We start from the raw sequence: 15,048 nt of genomic DNA, 5'->3' as shown, positions 1-15,048 counted from the left end.
ATACAATAAGGAGATGACACTATGAACCAAACTTGTACTGTAATTGCCATTTGCAACGCCAAAGGTGGCACTGCCAAAAGCACCAGTTCTATCAATTTAGGGGCTGGACTCGGCAAGTTGGGCTTTCGGGTGGCTTTGATTGACAATGACCCCCAAAAAGCAAATATGACCATGGCACTTGGTCAAACTGGTAGCAATCTGCGATACACCATGGCTACCCTGTTGTCCACGGCGCTAGATTGCCCAGAAGAATTACCCGATTATATCGCAAAAACCATTCTCCATGTGGAAAATATGGATTTGCTTCCTGCCAATAAAAAGCTGACTGGAATTTGCACACGCTTGTCTGTAGAGCAAACCGCCCCTTCCTTTGATTTGGATGGTATCCGTCCAGAGTTTGCTTTACGCACCATCATTGATACCATCCGTGATCAATATGATTATATCATCATTGATTGCGGTCCAAAACTAGATATGCTGATGACCAACGCCATGGTTGGCGCCGACCAAGTGATTATCCCTGTCCAAGCCCACTATTTGGCCATGGAAGGACTCACCGATATTTTAGAAACGGTGAAGGTCATCCAGCAGCGTTATAACCCTAACTTAACCATCGGTGGCATCTTGCTAACCATGTATCAATCCCAAACCAACCTTTGCCGTACCGTGTCTGCGCAGATTGCCGACCAATATGGGCGCGAAATCCGCTTATTTGCCTCCCCCATCGTAGCATCCATCAAGGTGGCTGAAAACCCTGTGTTTGGGGGCTCCTTGTTCCAACTGTTCCCCAACCATCCAGCTACCAAAGGGTATGCAGATATGGCGCAAGAGGTGGCCTATGGCTAAAAGTGATTTACAATCGGCTATGAAAAAGCGAGCCTCGGCCACAGCACAAACCAACGATGCCTTTGTGGATGAGGTCTACGAAGGGGTTTTCGGCTGTGCATCACCCAATGCTACCGCCAAAAGAGCTATGCTACCCGTTTCGATTCTACATCCCTTTTTCACAGCCAAACTGGGATTTTTACCCTATTCTGAGGATGACTTAGACGCATTGGCACAGGACGTTGAGGAAAACGGATTGATTGAAGAAATCATCGTCCGCAATCATTCTCAAATACCTGGTGAATATGAGATTTTAAGTGGACACAATCGAGTGAATGCCCACATCCTGAAAAACTTGCCACATATTCCCAGTCGTATTGAAGTTGCAGATGATGCAAGGGCTGTGACCATCGCCACCGTGACCAATTTACAACGCCGCCAAGGGCTTCGTCCCAGCGAACGTGGTTGGGCTTATCGTGCCTTACTGGAAGCCAAAAAATGCCAAGGCAAGCGTGGGGATTTAACTTCTGTTGAGGCTCAACAGAAGTTGACAACCCGTGATATTGTGGCCAAGCTATTTGGTGTCAGTAGTTATCAAGTACAACGGGACATCCGCTTGACCTATCTCATCCCAGAGATGCTAGAGCTAGTTGACAACCGCAAAGTTAAGGTCAACGCAGGGGCTAAGTTATCACACTACGACACAGAAATCCAGAAGATTTTCTACGAGGAAGTCTACCAGCATCCAGACCGTCAACTGGATGAAACCCTTTTGGACCACTGCCTACAAACGGTACCACCCGCCAATGTGGATGTAGATGTGCTTCGTCGCAAATTTGCCATCTTATCAAAAAGCAACAAGTCTCCTTCCTCTTTGCGCATCCAACGTAAAAAGTACGAGCAATATATTCCAAAATCCATGAGTAATCAAGAATTAGAAGGATTGTTTTTGGAGTTTTTGAAAGGAAGGTATGGACCAGCTCGTTAGATTTTACTGTCAATAAACGATACCGAGTTAATTTGGAAAAACCATTTATACCAGTATATAAATAGCAGTATTTTCCTTGCAATTCAATTACCTTCATGATATTATAAATATATATACCTGTTTAAGATAGACGTATACCTACAGGAAGCATGCGCAATGGGATGCCATATAGGGGTTACCCTATGTGGGTTCAATCTTAGTCATACTGACTGTACGACAAAAATAAAAGATTTGAATTTAGGAGAGAGGGGACTGATTGCTATATGGATTTTACATCCAAATTACTAGAAAATATAACGCAGTTTGACTCATGGTTTGATGTAGCCTCTTTTTCTTATGATTACCTAAAAACAATTGTGGGCAATCAACCTAATTTCATATATATATACATTCAACCAGCAGAACAATCTACCTCAAAAAGCACCCCAGGCATTCAAAATCCGAATGCCACGCTCTATTTGAATTTTTCTCAAAAGCTATATGACCATATCCAAGAATATGATTGCGAAGTAGATATTGGCACAGAAAAGATTGTTGAAATTTGGGAAGAGTATGATAACGCGTTAGTTCCATATGCGCAAAACTCTTTAAATCATGCAACCCTAATCTATGCACTCATTGACTCAATAGCACGATATCATACCAATAGCACTGTGTCGAGAGAAGGTGGACAGCCACTTAATCAGAACTACGCCAAGCAGTCTTTTCTATATGGTGCACCGCCTTATAGCTTGATTGATGATGCAAAGGAGACGCTGGGCTTCCGAAAAATCATTAATTCTCTTTCTTTCCAAACATGCTTTAAAAGTTTTACTATTTTTGATCAAAACACTCATGACCCTGCTATCCAACCGCCAAAAATCATAACCCTTGACACGTCCAGCTATCAGCATGTACCCTCTTTCATCGCTAAAAAAACTTCTCGCTTGCGTATTATGGCCTTTCCCTTTAACAATTTTACAATTGACAAGCAGATCAAATTCTACAAAGGCAATGCCGTGACCATTGCGTATACAGATGCGTTTGCACGCCGATGTGAACAGCAAGCCATAGAACTTCTTAAAGTCGCTATTGCAAATAAAGCCAACATTGTTATTTTTCCAGAATTTCTTTGTCCGCCATCTGCCCAAACTGCTATTGCCAGGTATTTAAAACAGCAATCAACCCAAAATCCACAGTCATTGCAAGAACTTATTTTAGTGGTAGCAGGCACGGCGTATACCCAGTCTCATGCAAACGTATTAACTTTTTTGGATCGATCAGGCATGGCTCTGGGCACTTATCATAAGATATCACCATACGAAGACGATACCAGTATAGAATATTTATCTGGTCAGGATCGAGAGTGTACCTTGGTAGATGTGATAGGTATGGGACGGGTGGCACCAGCCATCTGTCGTGATATTCCAGCTCGAACAGCCACTTATGATATTGTGCAACATTTTTTGCCCTTTTTATTATTGATTCCTACATACAGTAAATCCGTTATGGGTGGATTTAGCCAGCAGTTTTCCGATTTGACGAACACATTTCAAGTAACTGCGGTGCTATGTAACAGTTGTGGTGCACTCAAAGACCCTAATTCACATACAATAAACTTGGTATCGATCCCCTATAAGAAAGAGAGTACTACTGTGGCAACTATGATTCACTGTATCAAATCAGCTGGGTGTGCTAGCTGTCAAAGCGAGAAAAACTGTGGGTTCATACTGGACTTTGATTTTTCAGCCGAGGCGGTTGCTCGTCAAGAAGTTATAAAATCTTCATCTATTGAGCCAACTTTTTAGGAAAAAGCAATATTTTCCTTGCTAATTTCTTTCATATGTAGTATAATAGTAATCCCCTCTAAAATAGTAAACAATTAATAAACAGTTTAGCCAAAGGAGTGTGATTGTAGTGAGCAATGAGAAATTCGACCGACTTTGCCAACGATTGAATACTCGCCTTGTTGAAGAGAAATCAATCACAGATGAGCAAATAGATTTTTATATGCGTAGCGTTTTATCTATGGTACAACAACAAACGAAAGCACCATCGTCTTTTTACACGCTAAGCCAATCTTTAATACAATATTGGCACATGGGAGCCCCCTCCAAACGCCAAGGTGGACGCCAAGGATTTATGCTAGGGGCGATGTGGGCTGGCGCCATGATGATCAAATTTGTGACCGATGAGCAACGAATGCGCCAACAAGCATGGGAATTACATTTGCATCATAAGGATGATTTTCTTTTGCTGAAATTGATTGATGAAAAACCTGGCATACAACAAAAAGAGTTAGCTGCACTTTGGGGGAAATCTCCTTCAGCCCTGTCACAATGGATGAGGCGACATCGTGACAAAAAATATATAACTGAAATTTCAATGGGTCGTGAAAAATATTATTATTTGGAACACCAAGGGAAATACGCCCTGCGTGAAGCAACCCAGGCAAACGAACGTTTCTCAGACGGACTCATAAACATAATGACCGATTATTCAATGAAGATGGGTAAGCGAGTGACCAAAATGTCTTATCTTAACCAAACAGCCATGGAGATTAGCAATGATGAGGATTTCAGTATAGAAAGTTGCAGTATTCATATTAAAAAAAAGTACAAACCACTTTTAAACACAAGGATAGAAACGAATTTGGAAGAAGACTCTATCTTCAAAGCTGAATCCACAGCAGTAGAGATTGGGAGGAGATTCGCATGAGTGATATTATAGAGCAATCCATTGAGACGATTGACACTAAAGAGCTTAGCGATATTTTATCAGTTGTAACAGGTGACGCATTTGGCATTGGGCATATTTTATATGAAAGAATAAAAAATTCGCAATATTCTGTGCTTAAGTTTCAATGGCTGTTAGAAAAAGGGTATATGATAGACTCATCCGAAACACAAGAAATAGAAGCCCATTTTGATGAATCTCAGCTTGATTTGTTAGTAAAACAGTGCGAAGGTAGGGTATCTAAACTATTAAATAAGCTAATTGCAGAAAAACTCCCTTCAAATGCTTTTTATATGAAATTATGGGAATATATCTCGGATGGAATATATTTCAAAGATATGGATGAACAGATTTATGCATTCATGAGTATCTTCATGGATAGACGGTTGCCTTATTTCGAAATAGGAAGAACCCTTACAATGGAAAGTGCTGAATATGCACAACAAATAGAAAATCTACAAGATGAAATCAAAAAAATACAGCACATTTGCGCCATAGAATTAAGTCAAAAAACAGAACGTGCTTCTTTAATCCTTGATATTTTAGATGCCCATGCAGATAGTAATGAAAAGGTTGTATTATTGGCCAATGCGCTTGTGTTTATGAGGCAGTTGAGTATTCCTCCAGATTTCTTTCTAGTAGATGACGAAATGCAACAAGATTAAATTCGTTTAATATATATTGTTGATCAAAGCAAGAATTCAAGTATAGTATTTAAAAATCAGTCATTTTGGCAGAAATAAATTGAATCTATCATTTAGCGAGAGAGCCAGTGCAACTATGCACTAGGCTCTCTTTTCATGCCCACACCAAGGAGGACACCCTATGAACCACAGCCCAGCAGCCCCACATCGTGCTGACCCCTTTGACCCGTCTGCTTCTTCTCGATTGAAGCGGGCGGGTATTTTATTGGACGATGGCACGCCAGATATTGATGTCATCACCACGTTAGCCAGTAGCTTTGGAGCCCTACTCTATGACGAACTCTGCGACAGTGCCACTAATTTTGAACGGGTGCTATCTGTTCAGCAGGGCTTTCAATCCGCCCTAGAGCGAGGGGGAACGAAACGGAAGCTCTATATTGCTATCTGTCTTCAATATGATTACCTGCAAAAACCACTGCCGGATGTCATTTGGTGGATGGCAGGCTGTGATAAAGCGGTATCCCTCTTTGTGGATGCCTTTATTGACCATTTCTCAGTCTGTTGTACAAGTCTTCCCACGAAGGGAGGTGATCCATGAAACCCATTATCTTCCTGATGGCACTAGCCATTGGGGTAATTCTCTGGATTGCAAATTATAACTACGAAAGGAACCTCATGCCATGAAAAAATTATCCTTATACCTTGCCCTCGCGCTCACTCTTAGCACCACAGCCCTCGCTCAGGACATCACCCAAATTCCCACTTCCATTACAGTGCAAAACCTCAATGGAAGTCAGCAGTACATCCAAGTCTACACCGTAGACCCTTTGGTTGACCCCCAAGCCCTCATTGATGACACCTTTTCCTACGAAGGCTACCAGTACACCTACACCTCCATGACCAAAGAAGATATTATTTTAGAGGATGAATGCATCCAAGGAGAAGTGGTAGTGGTTGAATCCAGCAGCAAAGATTTGTCGGCTGTGCTGGCACTATTGGCACCCACCATTGACTATGCTGTCGATGGCTATGTGGGCGTATTGGCTCTTGACCACACCAGCATCGATACCCAAGCCGCTGGATACACCACCAAAAGTTATACTGTCAGCGAAACCAAAACCTACAGCAATCTGCCCAGCAACGATATGTCCTATGTCCAAGCCACCACCATCAAAGACGGGCGCACTTTGCCACTGGTGGCAGTGGAATGGCAGGTGCAGGCCACCGCTTTGGTAGGTAGCACCTTGATGCCGTCCCAATATACCGCCATTGCCACCTATTCGGACAAAGCATCGTACAGTGCCGCCACTGGATACTTCACCACAGCCACCTATGAAGGCACCGTTTTCAAAAGTGCGGTGGATTCTGTCACCTACACCATCGTCTATACAGGAACGGAAATTTCTGCCCCATGGTAGATAGCAGTTTCTTGGCAACCATTCGCCCTGCTTGGTTCATCGGTGGCGGATTGGCAGTGCTGCTCTTGGTTGGTGGTACGGTTTGGCTTGTTCGCAAGCGCCGCCAAGACAGTATGTTGATTGAAGAAGGGGAGGATGAGGAGGAACCTGTATGAAACTAAAAGCATTTTTATGTGTTACTCTGCTGGCCATCACTATGGCATTGCCAGCCCACGCCTATGACTATACCATTTCGGGAGTTTCCCAGGCGGCATTCTACCCCTCTACCAACTATGAGCAAATGTATGGTGCCAGCTACGTCTACGACGGCACCAATGTGACGGATTATATGACTCCTGATTTGCCCTACGGCATCACCAGCAACACCAGCATCGGTGTGATGGACACACCTTTGGTGACGCTAGGCACCTCAACAGGCAGCCTATTTTCCACCGCATTGACCGCGCCAACCATCAGCTACACCCAGCCCACATTGGAACCCACCATTAGCGCCGATGGAGTATTGGGCACCTTGACCATTCCTGTCCTAGATTTTCAAGCTCCCATTTATATAGACACCTCCACATCTAGCCTTTCCAAAGGGGTAGGACACTTCTCCAACACTGCCACATGGACGGGCAATGTGGGCATTGCAGGTCATAATCGTGGGAGCGCTTATACTCTGGGTGACATCAAGGATTTAGATCTGGACGACGTCATCAAATACACCACCGATTTGGGGACGAAAGTATATACCGTCACCTCAGTGACCCAGATTTCAAGCACTGATTGGAGCCGTTTAACCGCCACTTCTGACAATCGTATCACTTTAATTTCTTGTGTGGAAAATGAACCAAATTTGCGTTGGTGTGTCCAAGGAACAGAGTTTTGACCTTAAATTGTTCTGCTGAAGTTTTTTAGATAAAGGTATATAAAACTACCCTTTGACAAGGGATTTCTTTTCGATTATGCTAGTGGCTATAAATAACTTTGAAGGGAGATTTTTTATGTACTCTATCATTCGAATTTTTTACAAAATGCGATCTGCCACTACGTTTCTCGCTGGCCTTCTTGTGGGTATGAACCTATCCATTGCAGGCTATGCCTACGCAACAGAAGTCATGGCCACCCTCTCCACCCAACCCATCTTCGTAGATGGCGAACAAGTAGAAATGACCGCCTATTCCATCAATGGCAACAACTATGTCAAGCTTAGGGACATTGGCGAGGCAGTGGGCTTTAATGTGTCGTGGAACTACGATGAAAGTCGGGTAGACATTGACAGCACTAGCCCCTACATCGCTGATGATTTGGGTGAAGTGGCACCACCTACCACCAATACTACCGTGGCAGAAATGCTCACTGTCACCCAAACTTCTAGCACTACCGCCAAGGACAAATACAGCATTTCCATCGACAACACCACCTATTCCGATTGCTTGGCCAACGGCGAAGCCATCACCGAAGCCAACGTCCTAGCTGTGATTGATGAAATTCTAGACATCTTCCCAGATGGCACCTCTTGGGGGGCAACGTATAACAGCGGTGATGAATATTACTACGCTGGAGGTGGTGGATGCAACAGTTTTGCATGGATGACCAGAGATTTACTGTACGGCACCAACTGCTCGCCAGTGACCACCCACACCAACTTGTCCCTTGCCAAAGCTGGTGATATTGTTCACCTAAAAAATCAAAGCACGGGTAACGAGCACTGGATTGTGGTGACAGGACAAAGCCTCCAAACTGTCACTTCTGGCACCTACTATATGCTTGACTATATTGACGGCAATGTAGGCGGAAAAACAGGCAGCGCATCCACCAATATTCAAAGTTTTGAATACAGCTATCCAGATTCAATCATTTATTCCTATTATTAAGCAAGAGAAGTCTAATCCTTCGGGATTGGGCTTCTTTTCTTATCCAAATTCAAACTAAAGGAGAACTCTTATGACCCAAATTAAGCAACAATCCCGTCGTTTAATGGCGTGGATGTTGACGCTAGTTCTTATGCTAGGCCTCATTCCTTCCATGCAGTTGACCGCACTGGCGGCATCCACGGAGCCAACCAATGTAAAGGTTACATTCAATGAGGCCAGCGATACGCTAGGCTCCTATTCCTCCCCCTCGCTAGGCTATTCCATCAACGTGCGCAATATTTCCACCACTTACACCTATGATGGTGAAAGTGTCACCAGCTTTGCCATGTGCCTTGACCACGGTAATGAGCTGTCTAGTAGCACGGTCTATTCGCTAGACAGCGTGGTTTCCAACTATGCGGCGGCACCGTTCTATATTTACATGTTATACGCCGACCGCAACTGGGGATGGGATGCGGATTTGCTGAAAATCACCCACGCTTGGGTGTCTGCTGCTGTGTGGATGGCAGAAGCAGGGGTGCTCACCGACCCCACCAACGCGATCCAGATTGAAAAGTTGGTAGAGGAACGGATTGCCGTCCAAAACCAATTTTGGAGTGGAGACGGCACCGATTATGAGGATTACCGAGACTCCATTCGTTCTGATTTGAATTCCATTGTCACCAATTACAACGCTGGGGTTTACGGCGACTGGACCTTATACCGATACAGCCCCAACAACAATGCCATGCAGTCTCTTTTAATTGCAGAACAATCAATCGAATCAGACACATATCCTGTCTATGTACAACTGAATAAAACAGATGAATCTGGTTCTGCTTTAGCAAATGCAGAATTTGATGTTTATTATAACGGAGCTTATCAAACTACTTTTACCACCAACGCTAGTGGCTACGGCGTATCAAGTGAAATCAGAATCAACGAAACCACCGCTACCTTGACCGTGGTGGAAACCAAAGCGCCATCGGGGTATTCGCTATCTGGGCAGACCTATACTGTCAGCGTAGACAGCAGTACCAACAGCACAGCCGCTACTGCGGCGTGGGTCAATGGTGGTACCGCTATTACCAACACAATCATCACTGTTCCGTCCGAATACATCATTTTGAAAACGGATGAAGCCACTGGTGAATCTCTCCCCGGTGCCACATTCCGATTGGAGCACGTCACTAACAATACCACCTACGATTTGGTGACTGATAGCAGTGGTTCCATTCAGCTTCAGTGGCTTGATAGTAGCGCAGACAACTACATCACTCCCGGCACCTATACCGTGACAGAAACTGTTCCTCCAGTGGGATATTCACTATCTGATTCCAAGGTGGAGACCCTGACCTTTGAGCTGATTTGGAACAGCAATACCAACCAATATGAGCAAAATGACCCTGGGCAACTCAAATACGAAAACCCCGCTGACAACACCATTCGTTTCACCAAAATAGATGAATCTGGCAATGTGTTGGACGGTGGCACATTCAATGTCTACAAAGACGGCACTCTGCTGGGTCAGTACGAAGGTGGCACAATCGTTTTGAGCGACCTCAAAACAGGCTACTACACCTTTGAGGAGGTTAGTCCTCCCAGTGGATATGTCATGTCCAGCAACCCCTACGCCAGCGTGTATGTGGACGTGGAGGACACTGCCACAGATACCTACTATCTGTCCATGATCAACTACGATTATCCAGACATTCAGATTCGCAAGAGCGACCCCACTGGCTTGGGGCTATCTGGCGCTATCTTTGACGTGCAGATTGACGGCACCCCTATTGGTCAAGTCACCACCAACTCCATCGGTGTGGCTGCAATTTCTTATGCCCAGTACGGTGCTTACCTCAATGATGCCAACGATTCTTGGACGGTAACAATTACTGAAGCACAAGCACCTTCTGGCTATCTGATGAGCAATACCAACGTCATCACCGCTGAAATCCAGAAGGGGCAGTCCCTTGCGACATTGGAATTTGTGAATGACCCCATTCCCGAAATCCAGATCGCCAAGATTGACTCTGCTACTGGCGAACCTCTGGCTGGTGCAGAATTTGCCGTCTATATTGATGGCGTGCAGATTGGCACCTACTACTCTGACGATGATGGCATTGTGTCCCTCGACTACAACGACTACGGAAATCACCTCGACCTCACCGCTAATAGCTGGGTGATTAAGGTCATCGAAACAGCTGCACCGTCTGGGTATAGCATCAGTGATGTCACAGAGCAAGAACTAACAGTCGTCCGTGGACAGACGATAGCCTCCTACACTTTCGGCAACTACGCCTATCCCCAAATTGAGATTTACAAGTCCGACGAGGACACCAATCGTGCGTTGGCTGGCTCTCTGTTCAAAGTCAGCATTGATGCCCAGACCATGGGTTATTACACCACTGGTAGCGATGGTAAAATCCTTATCAGCTACGCCGATTATTATGAGTATCTTGGTGTAACCACAGAGAATGAATGGGTGGTTGAAGTCGAGGAAATCCGTGCCCCATCGGGCTACTTGCTCAACGCAGACAACACCCAGACGGCAGTGTTAAATCGCAACCAAGGGCTGATTACATTTAGTTTCCAGAACGAGGCCTATCCCGAAATCCACATCAACAAAACTGACAGCAACGGTAACCCTCTGGCAAACACTCTGTTCTCTGTCAGCGTGGACGGCACCGAGTTCGGTCAGTTCTGGACTAACAACAATGGTGAAATTATCATCACCCATGACACCTATGGCGACTTCCTTGGCGATAGCGGTGCCGATAGTTGGACTGTCACTGTCACCGAAGTCCAGCCCACCACAGGCTATCTGCTCAGTGGTACAACCACCTCCACACAAGAAGTCAAACGTGGACAGGCCGTGGCTGAATTTACATTCTCCAACTATGAAGTGCCAGAAATCCAGATTTTGAAAACCGACTCTAGCACGGGCGAACCCCTTGCAAATGCAGAGTTTGAGGTGTTCATCAACGGTCAGTCCATCGGCAGTTTTTACAGCGATGCAGACGGTCTTGTTCTGCTGGATGAAGCCAACTACGGCAACACCTTTGACCTCAGTTCCAACAGTTGGTTGTTCACCGTAGTAGAAGTCAACCCGCCCTCTGGCTATGCCCTCAACTATGAAACAACCCAAAGTGTGACCGTCACTGCAGGGCAGATTACTGTTCCCTTTAATTTTTCCAATTACACCTACCCCGAAATTCAAATCACCAAAACCGATGCCGATACCAACGAGCCATTGGCAGGTGCAATCTTCGAGGTTGCCATTGATGCTCAGACTTTCGGCACCTTTACCACCGATGAAAATGGTGAAATCATTATCACCTACGATCAGTATTATGAGTACCTAGACCGTAATGCTGACAGCTGGACAGTCACCGTCCAAGAGCTAAACGCCCCCGGCGGATACCTCATGGATGGCAACATCCAGAATGCGGAGCTGAAGCGCAACCAAGGCTTGCTGACATTCAGCTTTACGAACGCCGCCTACCCCTCCATCATCGTGGAAAAACGCAGTTCTACCACCAACGAACTGTTGGAGGGTGCCACATTTGATGTGACCATTGATGCCACTTATGTGGGTAGCTTCACCACTGATTCTAACGGTCAATTTACGATTACCTACGACCAGTACGGTGGCTATCTTGGCAATGCGGACAACGATGGCTGGACTGTCTACGTCACCGAAACCCAAGCACCAGACGGTTATCATGACGCAGAGATTGACACCCAGCAAGCCCAGATGTTCTATGGGCAGTCGCTGACACCTTTCGTGTTCATCAACGTGCCACGCTCTGACCTGTTAATCACCAAGGTGGATAGCGTGGACGAGTCCCCCTTGGAGGGCGTAACCTTTGAGGTCAGCCGAGACACCACCAGTATTGGTACATTCAAAACGGATGCCAACGGTCAAATTCTCATCGAGGACTTGGAAATTGGCACCTACACCGTCACCGAGGTGGACACCATCTACGGCTATGTGTTAAATGACACCCCCCAGACGGTAGAAGTCGCTATGGATGACAACATTTTTCTCTACACCCTCCACTTCACCAATGACCGCCAGCCCACACTGACTGTCAATAAAATTGACAGCATCACTGGCGATCCTATCCTTGGGGCACTCTTTGAGGTGACTTATCAGAGTAGCAAGACCAGTACAGGTGAAATCCGTGATTTGGGCACCTACTACACGGATACCGACGGACAATTCGAGTTGCTAGCGCTTGACGAAGGTTGGTACACCGTGACTGAGCTTGAGCCTGCCGATGGTTATGCTCTAGCTGAGCCACTGACGCAGGAACTCCACCTATCTGGCAACGAAAACGCTGTGATGACCTTTGAAAACATCCCCTTATCCGCATTGGTGATTAAAAAAGTTGATGCAACCACAGGTGAAGTCCTCCAAGGAGCAAAATTCTCCGTATCCTATCTCGCTGGTACCTCTGGCACTGGTGGCACAGTGATTGGTAACTACGAAACCTCTGTCAATGGCACCATCGTTATCACAGGCCTAGAAGCTGGCACCTATATCATTCAAGAGACACAGGCTCCCGATGGCTATGTGATTGACGATGCACCCGAAACCGTCTACATCTCTGGTGGGACACAGGATGTTGTCATGGTGGAATTTGAAAATCAGCCAGACAGTGGCCTCATCATTACCAAATTAGATAGCTCCACTGGTGAGCCTTTGGCGGATGCAACATTCCAGATTACCACTGACGATGGGACTGTGGTAGGCACAGGCAACGGATATTATACCACGGATGCTACGGGCACAATCCACATCCCAAATCTGACTACTGATACCTATATCGTTACCGAAATCACCGCTCCCGATGGCTATGTGTTGGACGGCACACCCCAGACGGTCAAGCTCATCTACGGCGAGACCCACAACTTGACGTTCTACAATGACCCCACAGGTGGGCTTGTCATTCAGAAGTTAGACAGTGTAACAGGTGAAGCCTTGTCTGGCGCAGTATTCAAAGTGACAACCTCAGACGGCACCTACGTCGCAAACTATGGCGGCACCGTGTCTAGCAATGGGTTATACACCACAGATGCCTACGGCCAAATTCATATCATTGACCTAGACCCAGGTACCTACATCGTTACCGAAGTGACCGCCCCAGACGGTTACATTCTCGATTCCACCTCCCAAACCGTCCGCATTTATGAGAATGACACCCAAACTTTGACCTTTGAAAACACCCCCATCGGTGGGCTCACCATCATCAAAACGGATGAAGACGACGGCGACCGTATTAAGGGCGTGGAATTTGAAGTGCGAAAGATGAATGGCGAAATTATTGGCACTTATACCACCAGCTCGACTGGCACCATCTGTCTCTCCGCACTAGACAGTGGTTGGTATACCGTCACTGAAACCAAAGCGGCCAGTGGCTATATTCTCGACACCACCCCATACAATGTTGAGGTAACAGATGGCGAGACAGCCACCCTGAAAATCACCAACCACAAGGAGTCCAATATCGTTATCCGCAAGGTGGATGCTGACACGGGCGAAGGCTTGTACGGCGCTATTTTTGTGCTCTACGACAGCAACGACAACCCCATTGGTGAGTACATGAGTGACCAGCGTGGTTATGTCTACATCGATGGCGTGGATGATGGGCGGTACAAGCTTCGTGAGATTGAAGCACCTGAAGGCTACATCCGTGACGACGAGTATAAAACCATCTATGTCCGTTACGGTAGTAGTTCTGAGGTCACATGGGAAAACACCGCCATTCTGGGGCAGATTCAAATCACCAAATACTCTAGTGAGTACAACCAAGTGACTGGTGCCGCAGCAGGAACTGCACTGTCTGGCGCCACATACGAAATCACCAATTATAAGAGTGGTACCGTGGTGGGCTACATTACCACAGATAGCCGTGGTGTGGCGGCCTCTGATCCATTGCCCCTTGGGAGATACATTATCACAGAAGTGGCTGCTCCTGCCTACTATCAACTCTCCAGCGAAACCTTCGATGTGACACTGGAGTACGAAGGGCAGATTATTAAGCTGGCGGCCTACAATAGTAGCGCCACCCTAGACGTCTCCATCACCAAGACTGGTATCTCGGAGGTGCTGGCAGGAGCCACCATGAGCTACAATTTCGCCATTGCAAATACCTCTAATGTGGCACTGGATAACTTCTACTGGCATGATAGAATCCCCACCGATGTGACCACCGCATCCACCCTCACCACAGGCACCTACAACCAATTTATGTACTATCAGGTGCTATACAAAACTAACTACAATGACTACCGTGTGCTGGCCAGTAATCTGCTCACCACAAACAATTACAGCTTTGCCCTCAATACCATCCCCCTGATGAGCGGTGAAGTTGTAACCGACATTTGCTATGATTTTGGAACTGTTCCTGCGGGATTCCAGTCGGTAACACAGCCCACGTTGTCCGTATCGGTCAACCCCAGCACCATCACTGGCTACTATATCACAAACAGGGCTGATATTGGTGGCACCTATCAAGGTCTCAGCATCACCGCACAAGCCTACTGGATTACCATTGCAAAAAATCTCTACCCAGTGGCGACTTTGCCTAAGACGGGCTACTAAATAGAACAACAGA

General features: G+C 46.1%; 11 protein-coding genes. All 11 read left to right on the top strand.

Annotated features, from left to right (window positions below):
• The first annotated feature begins 21 nt into the window (after nucleotides 1-21).
• A complete protein-coding gene (locus tag RFF05_RS14355; RefSeq protein WP_409967730.1) occupies nucleotides 22-846 on the top strand; it encodes a ParA family protein in 825 nt (274 codons plus the stop codon).
• Nucleotides 839-1,813 carry a ParB/RepB/Spo0J family partition protein gene (locus RFF05_RS14350; protein ID WP_409967729.1) on the top strand — a complete coding sequence of 325 codons (975 nt, stop codon included), beginning with the start codon at nucleotides 839-841 and terminating at the stop codon, nucleotides 1,811-1,813. The genes RFF05_RS14355 and RFF05_RS14350 overlap by 8 nt, the downstream gene beginning before the upstream one ends.
• 263 nt (nucleotides 1,814-2,076) lie before the next feature.
• Nucleotides 2,077-3,600, top strand: coding sequence for a hypothetical protein (locus tag RFF05_RS14345; protein ID WP_409967728.1), 1,524 nt, complete (start codon nucleotides 2,077-2,079; stop codon nucleotides 3,598-3,600).
• Nucleotides 3,601-3,709: 109 nt separating this feature from the next.
• The gene (locus tag RFF05_RS14340; RefSeq protein WP_409967727.1) at nucleotides 3,710-4,510 is read left to right on the top strand and encodes a hypothetical protein; all 801 of its coding nucleotides are present in this window, start codon (nucleotides 3,710-3,712) and stop codon (nucleotides 4,508-4,510) included.
• On the top strand, nucleotides 4,507-5,193 hold the full coding sequence (locus RFF05_RS14335; protein WP_409967726.1) for a hypothetical protein: 687 nt from the start codon (nucleotides 4,507-4,509) through the stop codon (nucleotides 5,191-5,193). The genes RFF05_RS14340 and RFF05_RS14335 overlap by 4 nt, the downstream gene beginning before the upstream one ends.
• 160 nt (nucleotides 5,194-5,353) lie before the next feature.
• Nucleotides 5,354-5,770 carry a hypothetical protein gene (locus RFF05_RS14330; RefSeq protein ID WP_409967725.1) on the top strand — a complete coding sequence of 139 codons (417 nt, stop codon included), beginning with the start codon at nucleotides 5,354-5,356 and terminating at the stop codon, nucleotides 5,768-5,770.
• 82 nt (nucleotides 5,771-5,852) lie between these two features.
• A complete protein-coding gene (locus RFF05_RS14325) occupies nucleotides 5,853-6,590 on the top strand; it encodes a hypothetical protein (protein WP_409967724.1) in 738 nt (245 codons plus the stop codon).
• Nucleotides 6,584-6,745 carry an LPXTG cell wall anchor domain-containing protein gene (locus tag RFF05_RS14320; protein WP_409967723.1) on the top strand — a complete coding sequence of 54 codons (162 nt, stop codon included), beginning with the start codon at nucleotides 6,584-6,586 and terminating at the stop codon, nucleotides 6,743-6,745. The genes RFF05_RS14325 and RFF05_RS14320 overlap by 7 nt, the downstream gene beginning before the upstream one ends.
• Nucleotides 6,742-7,461, top strand: coding sequence for a class D sortase (locus tag RFF05_RS14315; RefSeq protein WP_409967722.1), 720 nt, complete (start codon nucleotides 6,742-6,744; stop codon nucleotides 7,459-7,461). The genes RFF05_RS14320 and RFF05_RS14315 overlap by 4 nt, the downstream gene beginning before the upstream one ends.
• A gap of 115 nt (nucleotides 7,462-7,576) precedes the next feature.
• Nucleotides 7,577-8,449 (top strand): stalk domain-containing protein, encoded by an 873-nt coding sequence (locus tag RFF05_RS14310; RefSeq protein ID WP_409967721.1) that lies wholly within the window; start codon nucleotides 7,577-7,579, stop codon nucleotides 8,447-8,449.
• 70 nt (nucleotides 8,450-8,519) lie between these two features.
• A complete protein-coding gene (locus RFF05_RS14305) occupies nucleotides 8,520-15,035 on the top strand; it encodes a collagen binding domain-containing protein (RefSeq protein ID WP_409967720.1) in 6,516 nt (2,171 codons plus the stop codon).
• The last annotated feature ends 13 nt before the right edge of the window (nucleotides 15,036-15,048 follow it).

This window comes from Bengtsoniella intestinalis (assembly GCF_039719005.1).
Lineage (GTDB): Bacteria > Bacillota > Clostridia > Oscillospirales > Oscillospiraceae > Oscillibacter > Oscillibacter intestinalis.
The sequence above is the reverse complement of the archived record's forward strand: the minus strand, read 5'-3'. Positions and strand labels throughout refer to the sequence as shown.